Here is a 15,492-nt window from a genome sequence, read left to right as displayed (position 1 = left end):
ATCAGGATCGGCCGCGCTAATTCGAGTTATTTTTCAAACACTTAATGTTGTTACAGCGCGAAACATGATGCGTTACAGGTCGGCAGGAGGTTGTCCCGATGGTCGGCAAGCACGACCGGATGGGCATCCAAGCGCTGAAGGAACAGCAGCAAGGGACGGTCCCGGAGCCTGAAGCGCGCCCCTACACGAGGCGCGTTGCGCAGAAGTGAAAACGTCTTATAATTCTTCCTCACCGCTGCAAGGTGCGGATCGTGAGTCACTCAGGACTCACCATTTGGTTCACATTTCTGCTGAAGAAATAGCCGAAGCGCATCGTCGGCCCCAAGCTGAGCGCCACTTCGCCTGCTTCAGCCTTCTTTCTGACCCCTCCGTGTAGGAAAAATTCCTACACGAATGACGGATTAATCCGGCAGACAGGCAGGGTGTCTGTCCGATTTTCGTCCGCTCCCCCTTTCGACACAATGCTCGCAAGACCAGAAACGAGCCGATTCGTGCGGTTTAAGTGCGCGCGTTCGAGCAAACGTTTCCGTAACGGCCTGACCAGCCAGATACACCCCGGGGGAATCATGAGCGCGACAAGCGAAATGCTCAATGAGATCAGAGAAGTCAATCTTTCTTATCTCCTGCTCGCCCAGCGTCTGCTGCGCGAAGACAAGCCAATGGGCATGTTTCGCATGGGGATTTCGGACCAGTTGGCCGATGTGCTCGCCAACCTGTCTTTGGCGCAGACCGTGAAGCTGGCGGCGTCCAATCAGGTGTTGTGCCGTTTCCGCTTTGATGACCATGCCGTGCTGTCCGCCCTTGCGGACAAAGGCAAATCGAGCGCCGTGGCCCAGGCGCATTCCGCGATCCTGATGGCAAGCCAGCCAGTCGAGCAACTCGGCTGATGGCAGCTTTTAGTCCAAGTAAAGCGATCAGGACGGGGGCAATGCAAGCGGATGGCATATAAAAGTGTTGTGCAGGAAGTCAGGGAAATTACCCTCGCCATCGAGCTGATCGAACTTGGCGCGCGTTTGCAATTGCTCGAAGCGGAAACCAGCCTGTCGCGCGACCGGCTGATCAAGCTGTACAAGGAACTGAAAGGGGTGTCGCCGCCCAAGGGCATGTTGCCGTTTTCGACCGACTGGTTCATGACCTGGCAGCCGAACTTTCACTCATCGCTGTTCTACAACATCTACTGTTTCATGGCCGGCCACGGCGGCTGTCCGACGATCCAGTCGATTGTGAAGAGCTACCGGCTCTATCTGGAACATGTCCAGCTGCACGACGACGAGCCCGTGCTCAGTCTCACCCGCGCCTGGACGCTGGTGCGTTTCTTCGACTCCGGAATGCTGCAAATGACCGCCTGCTGCCGGTGCGGCGGGCATTTTGTCGCGCATGCCCACGATCCGCAGCACGCCTTCGTCTGCGGGCTGTGCCAGCCGCCGTCGCGCGCGGGTAAGACAAAGAAATTTGCCGACGCCCGGGCCCGCGAAAGCCTCGCTGCGCTCGAAATTTGAGCTGCAGGGCGATGCAAGCCCATGGCTCGCAACCCGGCGCACAGCTCGTTACACACGCCCGCACGCCCATTCGGCGGGCCTTCCAGCCCGATTGGCCAACATCGGACCCGGCCGGGCCGGTTTAACCCGCCTCTGGTTTACACCGGAGCGACGAGCCGCTTTTCCACCAAAGTTTTCTGCTCCGTTGCCGTAAACCAGATTAACGACGGTCACCGTCGCTTCTTTGTGAGGGCTCGGCAGTGCTGATTTTCGTGGGAACACTCGTGACGCTTTTGTCCGTTTTCGGCGGTTACGCGCTGGAAGGCGGCCATCTTGGCGCGCTGCTGCAGCCCGTCGAAGTGCTGATGATCGTCGGCGCCGGCGTCGGCGCGTTCATTCTCGGCAACGGGATGAAGACGATCAAGGCGACGCTGCGCGTCATTCCAACCCTGTTCAAGGGCGCGAAGTACAACAAGGACGTCTACATGGAGCTGATGGCGCTCCTTTACGTCCTGCTGGCCAAGGCGCGCAAGGAAGGCACGCTGACGCTGGAAGCCGATATCGACGATCCGTCGAAGAGCCCGATCTTCACCCAGTACCCGAAGATTCTCGCCGACCATCACATCATCGAATTTCTGACCGACTACCTGCGTCTGATGGTCGGCGGCAACATGAACGCGTTCGAGATCGAAAGCCTGATGGACGAGGAGATCGAGACGCATCACCAGGAAGGCGAGGCGCCCGCCCACGCCCTGAACAAGGTCGGCGACGCCATGCCGGCGTTCGGGATCGTGGCCGCGGTGATGGGCGTGGTGCACACCATGGCCTCCGCCGACAAGCCGCCCGCGGTGCTCGGCGAGATGATCGCCCAGGCGCTGGTCGGCACCTTCCTCGGGATTCTGCTTTCGTACGGGCTGATCGGACCGCTCGCGAGCGTTGCCGAACAGCGCGTGACCGAGTCGACCAAGATGTTCCAGTGCATCAAGGTAACGATTCTCGCCAGCCTGAATGGCTATGCGCCGGCGATTGCCGTCGAATTCGGCCGCAAGGTGCTCTTCTCGACCGAACGCCCGTCGTTCGCCGAGCTGGAAGAGCACGTGCGCCGTGTCAAAGCCAAGTAACGGGCGCCGGGAACCGATTCGATGAGCAAGGACAAAGACCGCGCCATTGTCGTCAAGCGCTCCGCGCCGGCCAAGAAAGGCCATCACGGCGGCGCCTGGAAGCTCGCGTACGCGGACTTCATGACCGCGATGATGGCGTTCTTCCTGCTGATGTGGCTGCTGAGCTCGGCTTCCACCGTGCAGTTGAAGGGCATCGCCGATTACTTCAACCAGCCGTTGAAGATCACGCTGTGGGGCGGCGATCGCAGCGCCGAGGACTCGAGCATTCTGAAGGGCGGTGGCCGCGACATTTCGACCGACGCCCAGGGTGTGACGCGCTCGACCGACGGCACCAATAATCGCGCCGAGCGCACGGTCTCCCACAGCAACGACGACTCGGTCAAACAGTTGCAGGGTGAGCTGGAACGCCGCGAACAGGTCCGTCTGCACGATCTGCAGGTCAAGCTGATGGCCGCGATCGAAGCGAACCCGGTGCTGCGCCAGTTCAAGCAGCAGATCCGCATCGACTCGACGCTGACCGGCCTGCGCATCGAAATCGTCGACTCGCAGAAGCGGCCGATGTTCGCGACGGCGAAAGACGTGGTTGAGCCGTACATGCGCGACATCCTGCGCGAAATCGGCCACACGCTGAACGACGTGCCGAACCGCATCATCGTGCAAGGACATACCGACGCGGCGCAATACGCGGGCGGGGAGAAGGGCTACAGCAACTGGGAGCTCTCCGCGGACCGCGCCAATGCGTCGCGCCGCGAGCTGATCGCCGGCGGCATGGACGAAGCGAAGGTGATGCGCGTGCTCGGCCTCGCGTCGACGCAGAACCTGAACAAGGCGGACCCGATGGACCCGGAAAACCGCCGCATCAGCATCATCGTGCTGAACAGGAAGTCGGAGGAGGCGCTTGACCATGACGACTCCACCACGACCACCTTGTCGGACGACGCAGCCGGCTCCAAGCCGCTGCTGCAAAGACTTGCGCAACCGGTGACGGTTGCACCGAAGGTGCCGGCGGCAGCGCCGGCAGCCCAGTAACAGACAGCGGCCGGCAGGCCGGTCCATGCGCCCGTGTGGCGCGGACGGCCAGCCGGTCCATAGCGTAAGTGCAGCGAGGTTTTCATGATCAGGCACATCCTGGCAATCGACGATTCGGCATCGATGCGGCAAATCCTCGCCGCCACGCTGACGTCGGCCGGCTATGAAGTGACGCTCGCGGCGGACGGCATTGAAGGGCTCGAAAACGCGCTCGCCATGTCGTTCGACCTCGTGCTGACGGACCAGCACATGCCGGGCAAAACCGGCCTCGATCTGATCACGGAACTGCGCGGCAATCCGGCTTACCAGGCGACGCCCATCCTCGTCCTCACGACGGAATCGGGCGAGCCGTTCAAGGAGGCGGCGCGGGCCGCGGGGGCGACCGGCTGGATCGAAAAGCCGCTCGACCCCGACATGTTGACCGAACTGGTCGCGGCTTTAGCCGAATCGGACAACGCATGAGCGCCTCATAAGCGCCACCTTTACACAAGTTATAGAAGCTTTCGACGCGGCGGCACGGTAGCCCAAGCCTAGACAGGAACTCTCGCGGTGACCCAGGCATGACACTCGATATCACTCAGTTCTATCAGACCTTCTTCGACGAAGCGGACGAACTGCTCGCGCAGATGGAGCAGTTGCTGCTCAATCTGGACATCGCGCACCCGGACCCCGAAGATCTCGCGGCGATTTTCCGCGCGGCGCACTCGATCAAGGGCGGTGCGGCGACGTTCGGTTTTACCGCGCTGACGGAAACCACCCACATTCTCGAATCGCTGCTCGACCGCGCGCGCAATAACGAACTCGTGCTGCGCAAAGACATGATCGACACGTTCCTCGAAACCAAGGACGTGTTGTCGGGCCAGCTCGCCGACTACCGTGCGAGTGCCGAGCCGGATACGGCTGTGGCCAAGGCGATCTGCGCGAAGCTCGAACAGTTGCATGCGGAAAGCCGCTTGGGCGCCGAAGCGGCACCGGCACCCGCAGTCGCCGCACCGGTGGCGGTCGCAGCACCAGTAGCAGTAGCAGCACAACCAGCAGGACAAGGCGGTACCCCGCCCGAGCACGTCGTCGAACAGGCGGTGCAGGCGGCGGGTGAATGGACTGACGGCGAACCGGCACAGACCGGACAAGCCGCGGGCGCTGGCGATGCAGCCGGCCCCCATCTGAAAATTACGCTACGGGGCGTAGGTGAGAAGGACCAGGAACTGCTGTCCGAAGAGCTCGGCAACCTGGGTAACATCGTCGGGCAGGTCAAGAGCGGCGGCGATCTGACGCTGTGGCTCCAGACCGATGTGACCTCCGACGACATCATCGCCGTATGCTGTTTCGTGATCGACGACAGTCAGATCTCGATCGGCCGCGGCACCGCACCGGCGGACGAGACGCAGCAAGGCGAACCTGGAACGCCCGATGCTGCCGATTCGTCCCCGGCGCAAGCAGCACAGACGGCACACGCGTACCAGGCGGAGCAGGCAGCATCGTCGGCACCGGCGGCCCACACCGCTGCGCCCGCTCAAGCCGCTGCCACACACGGACTGTTCAACGCCCCGGCGACGACAGCGACTACGCCGGCGCCAGCCGCGGCTGCACCCGCAGCAGCGAGCAGCGCACCGGCGGCAAGCGTGGCAACCACCACGGCGGCAAGCGCCGAACAGGATCGCAAGGCGGCACGGCCGGCCGCGGCAGCAGGCGGCGCGGAAGGCAGCTCGATTCGCGTCGGCGTCGAAAAGGTCGATCAGCTGATCAACCTGGTCGGCGAACTGGTGATCACCCAGGCGATGTTGGCCGAGACCACCAGCACGTTCGATCCGGCGCTGCACGACCGGCTCTTCAACGGCATGGCGCAGCTCGAGCGCAACGCGCGCGATCTGCAGGAAGCGGTGATGTCGATCCGCATGATGCCGATGGACTACGTGTTCAGCCGCTTCCCGCGTCTCGTGCGCGATCTGGCGGCGAAACTCGGCAAGGAAGTGGAGCTCGTCACCTTCGGTCAGGCGACCGAACTCGACAAGAGCCTCATTGAACGGATCATCGATCCGTTGACTCACCTCGTGCGCAATAGTCTCGACCACGGTATCGAAACCGTGGAAGCGCGGCGCGCGGCGGGCAAGGATTCGACCGGCCAGCTGGTGCTGTCGGCGGCTCACCATGGCGGCAACATCGTCATCGAAGTGAGCGACGACGGCGCCGGTTTGCGCCGCGACAAGATTCTCGCGAAGGCCGCCAAGCAGGGCATGCAGGTCAGCGAAACGATGTCCGACGAAGAAGTCTGGAACCTGATTTTCCTGCCGGGTTTTTCGACGGCGGAGCAGGTCACGGACGTCTCCGGCCGCGGCGTCGGCATGGACGTGGTGAAGCGCAACATCCAGTCGATGGGTGGTCACGTGGAAATCACCTCACACGCCGGCAAGGGCAGCACCACGCGCATCGTCTTGCCGCTCACGCTGGCGATTCTCGACGGCATGTCGGTCAAGGTCGGCAACGAGATCTTCATTCTGCCGCTGAACTTCGTGATGGAGTCGCTGCAACCGCGTGCCGAGGACATCTACACGGTGGCCAATGGCGAACGTGTGGTGCGCGTGCGCGGTGAATATCTGCCGCTCGTCGCGTTGCACGAGGTGTTCAACGTCGACGACGCCAAGCAGGAACCGACGCAGGGCATCGTCACCATCATGCAAACCGAAGGGCGCCGCTTTGCGATGCTGATCGACGAACTGGTGGGGCAGCAGCAGGTGGTCGTGAAGAATCTGGAAACGAATTACCGCAAGGTGCACGGCATTTCCGCCGCAACCATTCTCGGCGACGGCAGTGTCGCGCTGATCGTGGACGTGGCGGCGCTGAATCGCGAAACGCGCCATGCGCACGGCGCGATGAGCCTCGCATGACATCCGCAACACTCACTCAACTTATTTCATCCCAACCGTTTGGGGGCTAACGTGGCAGAAGTCCAATCCATCAATTCGAGCGTCGCGAACGCGGCGAATGGTCGCCGCGACGCGCAGCAGGCGGACGCCGGCGGTCAGGAATTCCTCGTCTTCACGCTCGGCGCCGAAGAGTACGGCATCGACATTCTCAAGGTGCAGGAAATCCGCGGCTACGACAACGTGACGCGGATCGCCAATGCGCCGGAATTCATCAAAGGCGTGATCAATCTGCGCGGCATCATCGTGCCGATCGTGGACATGCGCATCAAGTTTCATCTGGGCCGCGTCGAGTACGACCACCAGACCGTCGTGATCATCCTGAACGTCGCGCATCGCGTGGTCGGGATGGTGGTGGACGGCGTGTCGGACGTGCTGACGCTCGCCACCGACCAGATCATGCCGGCCCCGGAATTCGGCGCGACGCTGACGACCGAGTACCTGACGGGTCTGGGCACCGTCGACGGCCGCATGCTGATCCTGATGGACATTGAGAAGCTGATGACCAGCCGCGAAATGGCGCTGATCGAAACGCTCAGCGCGTAAGTATGACTACGCGCCAGTAAGAAAGACTGATCGAACAGGGAGCATCAAGATGCTGAGCAGGTGGTCGATTCGCACATCGCTGACGATGGTGGGGGTCATTCTGGTTGCGCTGACCGTCGTGGTCGGAGCGCTTGGTCTGACCGCGCTGAACGGCGCGAGCCAGTCGCTCGACCGTATCGCGCGCGGCGATCTGGTCGCCATTCACGCGCTCGACGATGCGTCGGCGTATCTGTTGCGGTCGCGCGTAACGCTGGACCGCGTTACCGCGTTGAGCACCGCCGGCGACACCGAGCAGGCGAAGACGGCGCTCGATCGTGCGCAGGTGCTGCTCAGCAAGTCAAGCGAAAACTGGCAGGCGTTTCTCAATGCACCGAAGAACGGCGTTGACCAGGCGCTGCTCGACGATCTGACGGCGCGCCGCACGACCCTGACGCGAGACGGCGTCGATCCGGAGTTCGCCGCGCTGCGCGCGAACGATCCGGCGGCCTATCACGCGATCGCCGATACCAAGATTCCGCCGATGTTCCTTGCGTACGACAACGTCGCGTCCAATGTGATCAAGGCGATGCAGCAGCATGCGGTGGATCAGCAGTCGAGCGCGCAATCGAACATTTCGCTGATGACCACGCTGATCATCGGTGTCACTGTGATCGCGCTGCTGCTGGTGCTGGGTATCCGCCTTGCGCTGCGCGGCCTGATCGTGCAGCCGTTGAGCGACGCAACGGCGTGCTTCGAACGGATCGCCTCGGGCGATCTGTCCGAGCAGATCAACGTGTTCAGCCGTAACGAAATCGGCCGCCTGTTCGCCGGCATCAAGCGCATGCAGGAAAGCATGGCGACGATGGTGACGGCGGTTCACAGCAGCACCGAATCGATCGACACCGGCGCGCGCGAAATCGCCATGGGCAACACCGATCTCTCGCAACGCACCGAACAGCAGGCCGCGTCGTTGCAGGAAACCGCCTCAAGCATGGAGCAGCTGACCGGCACCGTGCGCCAGAACGCCGAGAACGCGCGCCAGGCGAGCCAGTTGGCCGTCAACGCGTCGGATATCGCGACACGCGGCGGCGATGTGGTGAGCCAGGTCGTGACGACGATGCAGGACATCGCGACCAGTTCGAACAAGGTCGTCGATATCATCGGCGTGATCGAAGGCATTGCTTTCCAGACCAACATTCTCGCGCTGAACGCGGCGGTCGAAGCCGCGCGGGCAGGCGAACAGGGCCGCGGTTTCGCGGTGGTCGCAGGCGAAGTGCGCAGCCTCGCGCAGCGCAGCGCCAGCGCCGCGAAGGAAATCAAGGAACTGATCGGCGACTCGGTCGACAAGGTGCAAAGCGGCTCGGCGCTGGTGGGTCGCGCGGGCACCACGATGGACGAGATCGTGCAGGCGGTGCGCCGCGTGACCGACATCATGGGCGAAATCAGCGCGGCTTCCGAAGAGCAGTCGGGCGGCATCGAACAGGTGAATCGCGCGGTCGTGCAGATGGACGAAGTCACGCAGCAGAACGCCGCACTGGTCGAACAGGCTGCGGCCGCGGCGGCGTCGCTCGAAGACCAGACGCGTCAGTTGCAAGCGGTGGTGAGCGGCTGGAAAGTAGCCGGCGGCCAGACGCGCAGCGCCGCAACTGCAACTGCAGCGCGTCCGCAAGCGGCGGCACGTTCGAACGGCAGCAAGAGCGGCAAGAGCAGCAGCCAGCACGCGCAGCCCGCCAAGGCCGCGCCGCAAGCGAGCGCACATGCAGCAGCGCATCCGGCAGCAGGCAAGGCGGCAAATACGGCAACACCGGCTTCGTCCACCCACGGTGCCGACACCACACGTGTCGAACCGGCTCTCAAACCGAAGACGGCCCGCGCCGCATCCGACTCCGCAGCACGTCCGGCCGTAACAAGCGCCGCGTCGGCAGGATCGGACGCGGACTGGGAAACGTTCTAGGAAGTGGCACAGAGACATGCGGTCATTCGGAATCTCGCTCCATGACGGGCGAATCATCGAAGCACGCTTAAACGGCGTGTCGCGGGCCGATCGCGTGTTGGCAGAACTCGCGGGCGTGCGCGACCCCGCGAACACAATCCCTTTCGCCAGAAGCAATTCTGTTGGCGAAAAGCGGGATGGCTCGTATTGCAGGCAGGGACTCTCATAATGGCAACGCGCGAACAGCAACCTCCGCAACCGGCGCGCCCCGCCCGGGCGGAACCGGCTAGAGCCGGCGAGCAAGGACGGGATTTCGAATTCACGTCGGCGGATTTCGCTCGCATTCGCGATCTGATTCATCGCAGCGCGGGCATTTCCCTGTCGGATCACAAGCGCGATATGGCGTACAGCCGTCTGGCGCGCCGCTTGCGCTCCCGTGGCCTCGAGACCTTCAAACAGTACCTCGATCTGCTCGAAGCGGAAAACGATCCGGCCGAGTGGGAAGCGTTCACCAATGCGCTGACCACCAACCTGACCGCGTTCTTCCGCGAGGCCCATCACTTTCCGATCCTGGCCGAGTTCGTGCCGCGCCGCGCGCAGCCGGTTTCGGTCTGGTGCTCGGCGGCCTCGACTGGTGAGGAACCGTATTCGATCGCAATGACGCTAATCGAAGCGCTCGGCGACAGCGGCGCGCGTCAGGCCACCGTGCTCGCCACTGACATCGACACGCAGGTGCTGGCGAAAGCCGAAGCCGGCATGTATCAGTTCGATCAGGTAAAGCACCTGTCGCCCGAGCGGCTCAAGCGCTTCTTCCTGAAGGGCACCGGCGCGCACGCCGGCATGGTCAAGGTGCGTCCGGAAGTGCGCGCGATGGTGCGCTTCGAACAACTGAATCTGACCGACCGCGATTACCAGTTGCGCTCGCAGTTCGACGCGATCTTCTGCCGCAACGTGATGATCTATTTCGACAAGCCGACCCAGGGGCAGGTGCTGGCGCGCTTCGAGCCGCTGATGAAATCGGGTGGTTTGCTGTTTGCCGGCCACTCGGAAAACTTCACCTATGTGACGCAGGCGTTCAAGCTGCGCGGTCAGACGGTCTATGAACTGACGCGTGACGCGGCCGCCGCACGCACGCCGGCACGCGCCGCGAGCCATGCGGGCAGCGCAACGACGAGCGGGGTGACCGCATGAGCAGCAGCCTGCCGATCGCCACCAATCTGTACTTCGACAACCACTTCCAGCGCCCCGGCGTGAAGCTGTTGCCGAACGAGTTTTACACCACGAGCGAAGACATGGTGCTCGTCACCGTGCTCGGTTCATGTGTCGCGGCCTGTATTCAGGACCGCACCGCCGGCATAGGCGGCATGAATCACTTCATGCTGCCCGACGACGGCGCGGACGCCGGCCAGCCCGCGTCGGATTCGATGCGCTATGGCGCGTACGCCATGGAAGTGCTGATCAACGAACTGATCAAGGCCGGTGGCCGGCGCGAGCGTTTCGAAGCCAAGGTATTCGGCGGCGGCGCGGTGCTGGCCGGCATGACGACGATGAACATCGGCGATCGCAATTCGGAATTCGTACGCCGCTATCTGGCGCTCGAAAAGATTCGCATCGTCGCCGAGGATTTGCAGGGCAATCATCCGCGCAAGGTCGCCTTCATGCCGCGCACCGGCCAGGTGATGGTGAAGAAGTTGCGCTTGCAGCAGGAAGCGGGCGTGGCCGAGCGCGAACAGGCGCTGATGCGGCAAAGTGCCGAAGCGCGTGCCGAGCGGCTCGCGGCGGCGCGCAAACGGGTCGAGTTGTTCTCGACGCCGGCCGCCACGCGGCCCAAGGTCGAACTATTCGGCGCGGCGGGCGGCACTGCGGGCGCAGGCGCCGCGAAGCCGCGCATCGAACTGTTCGGCGCAAGCCCCCGCCCGATTAACTCAAACAACGCCAGAACTACAGAGGAGGCGTGAGCGCTGTGCAAAAGATCAAAGTACTGTGCGTCGACGATTCGGCGCTGATTCGCAGCCTGATGACGGAAATCATCAACGGCCAGCCGGACATGACCGTCGTGGCGACCGCACCCGACCCGCTGGTCGCGCGCGATCTCATCAAGCAGCACAACCCGGACGTGCTGACGCTCGACGTCGAAATGCCGCGCATGGACGGTCTCGACTTCCTCGAGAAGCTGATGCGTCTGCGGCCGATGCCGGTCGTGATGGTGTCGTCGCTGACCGAACGCGGCAATGAAATCACGCTGCGCGCGCTGGAACTGGGCGCAGTCGACTTCGTCACCAAGCCGAAGGTCGGCATTCGCGACGGCATGCTCGACTACTCGGAAAAGCTCGCCGACAAGATTCGCGCCGCGGCCCGCGCGCGGGTGCGCCAGGCCGCGCCGGTGCAGCACGCGGCCACGCAGGCGGCGCATGCGCCTGCCGCCGCCGCGCCGCTCTTCAACAATCCGCTGCTCAGTACCGAGAAGCTGATTATTGTCGGCGCGTCGACGGGTGGCACCGAAGCGATCCGCGAAGTGCTGGTGCCGCTGCCGCCGGATGCGCCTGCCGTGCTGATCGCGCAGCATATGCCGCCGGGTTTCACAAAATCTTTTGCGCAACGCCTTAATGGTTTGTGCCGGATTACCGTTAAAGAGGCAGAGCACGGCGAACGCGTGCTGCCGGGACATGCGTATATCGCGCCCGGCCACGCTCACCTGTTGCTGGCCCGCAGCGGCGCGAACTATATTGCGCATCTGTCGGACGAACCGCCGGTGAACCGGCACCGTCCGTCGGTGGACGTGCTGTTCCGCTCGGCCGCGCAGCATGCGGGTAAGAATGCGGTAGGCGTGATCCTGACCGGAATGGGGCGCGATGGCGCCGCCGGACTACTGGACATGAAAAAAGCAGGGGCGTATACCCTTGCACAGGACGAAGCGAGCTGTATCGTATTCGGCATGCCGCGCGAAGCTATTGCGCTCGGCGCCGCGGACGAAATTGCTTCGCTGCCGGAAATGAGCCGACGCGTGATGGCGCGTCTGTCGTCAATGGGCGACCGCGTACAGCGGGTATGATGCGCGCCTGATGGAATGAACTGGCGGTCATGCGCCGCATCATGGATCAAGCAAAGGGAATGAAATGGATAAGGGAATGAAGATTCTGGTGGTTGACGATTTTCCGACGATGCGCCGGATTGTCCGCAACCTGCTCAAAGAGCTTGGCTACTCGAATGTCGACGAAGCGGAAGACGGTCAGGCCGGCCTCGCGCGTTTGCGTAGCGGCACGTATGACTTCGTGATTTCCGACTGGAACATGCCGAACCTCGACGGTCTGGCCATGCTCAAGGAAATCCGCGCCGACGCCCATCTGACGCATCTGCCGGTGCTGATGGTGACGGCCGAGTCGAAGAAGGAAAACATTATCGCGGCGGCTCAGGCCGGCGCGAGCGGTTATGTCGTCAAGCCGTTCACGGCCGCGACGCTCGACGAGAAGCTCAACAAGATTCTCGAGAAGATGGCGAAAGCCGGGAGCTGATGTGACTCTGCCGACCAACGCGCAAGGTGCCGAAGCGGCGGCCGAGAGCGGCGACCTCGCGTCTGACCGCATCCTCGCCCGTATCGGACAACTGACGCGCACGCTGCGTGACTCGATGCGTGAGCTCGGGATCGACAAGCATGTCGAGCGTGCGGCGGAAGCCGTGCCCGATGCTCGCGACCGTCTCAAGTACATCGCGAACATGACCGAGCAGGCCGCCGAGCGCGTGCTGTCATCGATCGACGTCGCCAAGCCGATCCAGGAACAACTGCAGAAAGACGCCGGCGAACTCGACGCGCGCTGGGAGCAGTGGTACGCGGCGCCGATCGAGCGCGAGGAAGTGCGCGCGCTGATGAACGACACGCGCACCTTTCTGCGCGGCGTGCCCGAGGCGACCACCGCGACCAACTCGCAACTCATGGAGATCATGCTGGCGCAGGACTTCCAGGATCTGACCGGGCAGGTCATCAAGAAGATCACGGATGTCGTGTACCTGATCGAGCAGCAGCTGCTCGGCGTGCTGGTCGAGAACATCGCGCTCGAGCGGCGCGAGCAGTTTGCGGCGAATGCGGCGGCACTGGCAGCCGAGCCGTCGTCCACCGGCAGCCCCGAACATCTGCTGAACGGTCCGCAGATCAATCCGGAAGGCAAGACGGACGTGGTGCAGGACCAGTCGCAGGTCGACGATCTGCTGGCGAGCCTCGGCTTCTGACCTGCCGGCGCATCCTCACGGGTGCGAGGCAGGATCGCCGGATCGCCGCAACGGCATAGATGGCAGGCCACGCTCCGGCGTGCGCCTGCTGTCTGCCGACACAAACCACAGGCATACTACGAACTCAAGCAGCGGCATGGCATTCCGGTGAGAGACAGTCACCGGTCGGTGGCACCGTGAGGCATCCCTCCAGAGTGCGATCGCAGCGGTGCCGTATGATCTGCATACATGCGGCCGGTTCGCACGAGGTGCGAGCCGAGCAGCAGCAGCTCGGGAGGAGCCTCGTCATGTGGAGTCGCGTACGCCGCGCCGGGTTTGTTATGGCGCTTGCATTACCCTGTTCGTTGTCAGCCGTGCAGTCCGCGTATGCGGGCTTGGGCGGCGCCCCGATGACACCCCCTACGGATGCGTCGGTTTCTTCCCACACCGTGCAGCCCGGCACCAGTTCGGCAACGGCGGCTCAAAGCGTGATGCGTTCTGCATCGAGCGCTGCTTCTTCCACTTCGGCTTCGGCGTCCTACACCGTGCGTGAAACGACGCTCGGCAACGGCACGGTGGTGCGCGAATACCTCGCTGCGGACGGTTCGGTCTTCGGCATCGCGTGGCATGGTCCGCAAATGCCGGATCTGAACGATCTGCTCGGCAGCTATTTCTCGCAGTACGGCGCCGGCGTGAAAGCCGTGCGCGCGGCGCGCGGAGGCGCTCGTGGCCCCGTTGCGGTCGACCAGAGCAGCCTCGTGGTCCGCTCCGGCGGCCACATGGGCGCATTCAGCGGTCAGGCCTGGTTGCCGCCGGCGTTGCCGTCCGGCGTCAGCGGTTCCGACATCCAGTAAGGGCGAGGACGAGCGATGCGAACCATGCAAAGTCATATTGCCGGGAAGTTCAGGGGCTGGGTGCAGGCCGTCGTGGCCGTGGCGTTGGTGTCGCTAATTGCCGCCTGCGGTGGCGGTGGTGGCGGCGACAGCTCCAGTTCCAGCAACAATTCGTCGACCACGCTGAACGGCGGCTCATTGCCGGCCAGCCCGACCCAGCAACCGATCGCGGCGACGGCGGCGAATACCGTGCCGATCACGGTCGGGCGCGGTCTGAGTGGCGTCATCAATATTCCGACGGTTAGCGTGACAGTCTGTCCGCCGGGTACGACATCCGGCTGTCAGACCATCGACAACATCCAGCTCGATACCGGTTCGTTCGGGCTGCGTGTGGTTGGCTCGGTGTTGAATGCGTCGTTGCTCGGCGCGTTGCCGGTCAACACTATCGGCACAAACAACGCGCAACTCGCGGAATGTGCGACCTTCGCCGACGGCTATACGTGGGGCACGGTGCGTAACGCGACCGTGGCGATCCTTAATCCGACAGCTGGCGTCGGCGGCGAAACGACGACCACGGCCATCCCGATCCAGATCATCGGCGACAAGGCCTCGAGCACGGTGCCGTCGCCCGGTTGCGGCAGTGGCTCGGCGGAAAACACCGTCAGCGATCTCGGCGCCAACGGCATTCTCGGCATTGGCACGGCGCCCAACGATTGCGGCGCAACCTGCGCGAATGCCGGGACCGCGGCCAACTACAGCAATTATTTCTCGTGTCCGGGCGGCACCTCCTGCACCCGTACTGCGGTGCCACTGGCCCAGCAGGTCGCCAATCCGGTCGCCAACTTTACGGCTGACAACAACGGCGTGATCGTGCAGATGCCGCCGGTGTCGAATACCGGTGCTGCGTCGGCCACCGGCACGCTGGTGTTCGGAATCGGCACGCAGTCGAACAATGCGCTCGCGGCTACGCAGACCTTCACCACCGATGCCTTCGGCAACATGAACAACAGCGTCTTTAACGGCACAACTGTGCAGGCGTTCTTCGATTCGGGGTCGAACGCGTACTTCTTTGCCGACAGCTCGCTCGCGCAGTGCGGCAGTAATTTCGCCGGGTTCTATTGCCCGTCGGCCGCACAAACCCGGTCGATCACGCTGGGCGGCCTGAGCAGCACGAGAGCGAGCGTCAGCATCGGCATCCTGAGTGCGTCGACGCTGTTCAGCAACACCAGTAACTATGCGTTCAACGATCTGGCCGGGCAGATCGGCGGCAGCAGCAGCTTTGATCTGGGTTTGCCGTTCTTTTATGGTCGTCATGTTTACTACGGCATCGATCAGACGTTGAGCGGCGGCCAGACGCCTTACGTCGGCTTCTAAGGCCATGACACACGCATAAGAACCGGCTGGACACCCGCGCGAAACGCCGCGGGTGTCCGCTAGCCGCAGTTGCAA

At 63.3% G+C, this 15,492-nt stretch carries 15 protein-coding genes; all 15 read left to right on the top strand.

The window, feature by feature from the left end:
• The first annotated feature begins 566 nt into the window (after window positions 1–566).
• The 15 genes from flhD to KHO33_RS15915 all read left to right on the top strand — a co-directional run bounded on the left by flhD (window position 567) and on the right by KHO33_RS15915 (window position 15,417).
• Window positions 567–887, top strand: coding sequence for a flagellar transcriptional regulator FlhD (gene flhD, locus KHO33_RS15985; protein ID WP_006050893.1), 321 nt, complete (start codon window positions 567–569; stop codon window positions 885–887).
• 51 nt (window positions 888–938) lie between these two features.
• A complete protein-coding gene (flhC, locus tag KHO33_RS15980) occupies window positions 939–1,499 on the top strand; it encodes a flagellar transcriptional regulator FlhC (RefSeq protein ID WP_054038502.1) in 561 nt (186 codons plus the stop codon).
• Window positions 1,500–1,738: 239 nt separating this feature from the next.
• Complete coding sequence (motA, locus tag KHO33_RS15975) at window positions 1,739–2,599, top strand: flagellar motor stator protein MotA (protein ID WP_006050895.1); 861 nt, start codon at window positions 1,739–1,741, stop codon at window positions 2,597–2,599.
• 21 nt (window positions 2,600–2,620) lie between these two features.
• Entirely contained in the window at window positions 2,621–3,628 is a 1,008-nt protein-coding gene (gene motB, locus KHO33_RS15970) for a flagellar motor protein MotB (protein ID WP_054038500.1), read from the top strand.
• Window positions 3,629–3,712: 84 nt separating this feature from the next.
• Complete coding sequence (locus KHO33_RS15965; protein WP_054038499.1) at window positions 3,713–4,090, top strand: response regulator; 378 nt, start codon at window positions 3,713–3,715, stop codon at window positions 4,088–4,090.
• A 98-nt stretch (window positions 4,091–4,188) separates the two neighbouring features.
• Window positions 4,189–6,513, top strand: coding sequence for a chemotaxis protein CheA (gene cheA, locus KHO33_RS15960; protein WP_200565570.1), 2,325 nt, complete (start codon window positions 4,189–4,191; stop codon window positions 6,511–6,513).
• Between the two features lie 51 nt (window positions 6,514–6,564).
• The gene (gene cheW, locus KHO33_RS15955) at window positions 6,565–7,095 is read left to right on the top strand and encodes a chemotaxis protein CheW (protein WP_200565569.1); all 531 of its coding nucleotides are present in this window, start codon (window positions 6,565–6,567) and stop codon (window positions 7,093–7,095) included.
• A gap of 49 nt (window positions 7,096–7,144) precedes the next feature.
• Window positions 7,145–9,028, top strand: a complete 1,884-nt coding sequence (locus KHO33_RS15950; RefSeq protein ID WP_200565568.1) for a methyl-accepting chemotaxis protein — start codon at window positions 7,145–7,147, stop codon at window positions 9,026–9,028.
• 204 nt (window positions 9,029–9,232) lie between these two features.
• Window positions 9,233–10,198 (top strand): CheR family methyltransferase, encoded by a 966-nt coding sequence (locus KHO33_RS15945; RefSeq protein WP_054038605.1) that lies wholly within the window; start codon window positions 9,233–9,235, stop codon window positions 10,196–10,198.
• On the top strand, window positions 10,195–10,965 hold the full coding sequence (cheD, locus tag KHO33_RS15940; RefSeq protein ID WP_200565567.1) for a chemoreceptor glutamine deamidase CheD: 771 nt from the start codon (window positions 10,195–10,197) through the stop codon (window positions 10,963–10,965). The genes KHO33_RS15945 and cheD overlap by 4 nt, the downstream gene beginning before the upstream one ends.
• A 5-nt stretch (window positions 10,966–10,970) precedes the next feature.
• Window positions 10,971–12,059, top strand: a complete 1,089-nt coding sequence (locus tag KHO33_RS15935) for a protein-glutamate methylesterase/protein-glutamine glutaminase (protein ID WP_200565566.1) — start codon at window positions 10,971–10,973, stop codon at window positions 12,057–12,059.
• 64 nt (window positions 12,060–12,123) lie between these two features.
• A complete protein-coding gene (gene cheY, locus KHO33_RS15930) occupies window positions 12,124–12,519 on the top strand; it encodes a chemotaxis response regulator CheY (protein ID WP_054038493.1) in 396 nt (131 codons plus the stop codon).
• A 1-nt stretch (window position 12,520) separates the two neighbouring features.
• Window positions 12,521–13,231 (top strand): protein phosphatase CheZ, encoded by a 711-nt coding sequence (cheZ, locus tag KHO33_RS15925; RefSeq protein ID WP_054038491.1) that lies wholly within the window; start codon window positions 12,521–12,523, stop codon window positions 13,229–13,231.
• A gap of 287 nt (window positions 13,232–13,518) precedes the next feature.
• On the top strand, window positions 13,519–14,064 hold the full coding sequence (locus KHO33_RS15920) for a DUF2844 domain-containing protein (RefSeq protein WP_200565565.1): 546 nt from the start codon (window positions 13,519–13,521) through the stop codon (window positions 14,062–14,064).
• Between the two features lie 15 nt (window positions 14,065–14,079).
• On the top strand, window positions 14,080–15,417 hold the full coding sequence (locus KHO33_RS15915; RefSeq protein ID WP_200565564.1) for a DUF3443 domain-containing protein: 1,338 nt from the start codon (window positions 14,080–14,082) through the stop codon (window positions 15,415–15,417).
• Window positions 15,418–15,492: the final 75 nt, after the last annotated feature.

It is taken from the genome of Paraburkholderia nemoris (genome assembly GCF_905221015.1).
GTDB classification, from domain to species: Bacteria; Pseudomonadota; Gammaproteobacteria; order Burkholderiales; family Burkholderiaceae; genus Paraburkholderia; species Paraburkholderia nemoris.
The sequence above is the reverse complement of the archived record's forward strand: the minus strand, read 5'-3'. Positions and strand labels throughout refer to the sequence as shown.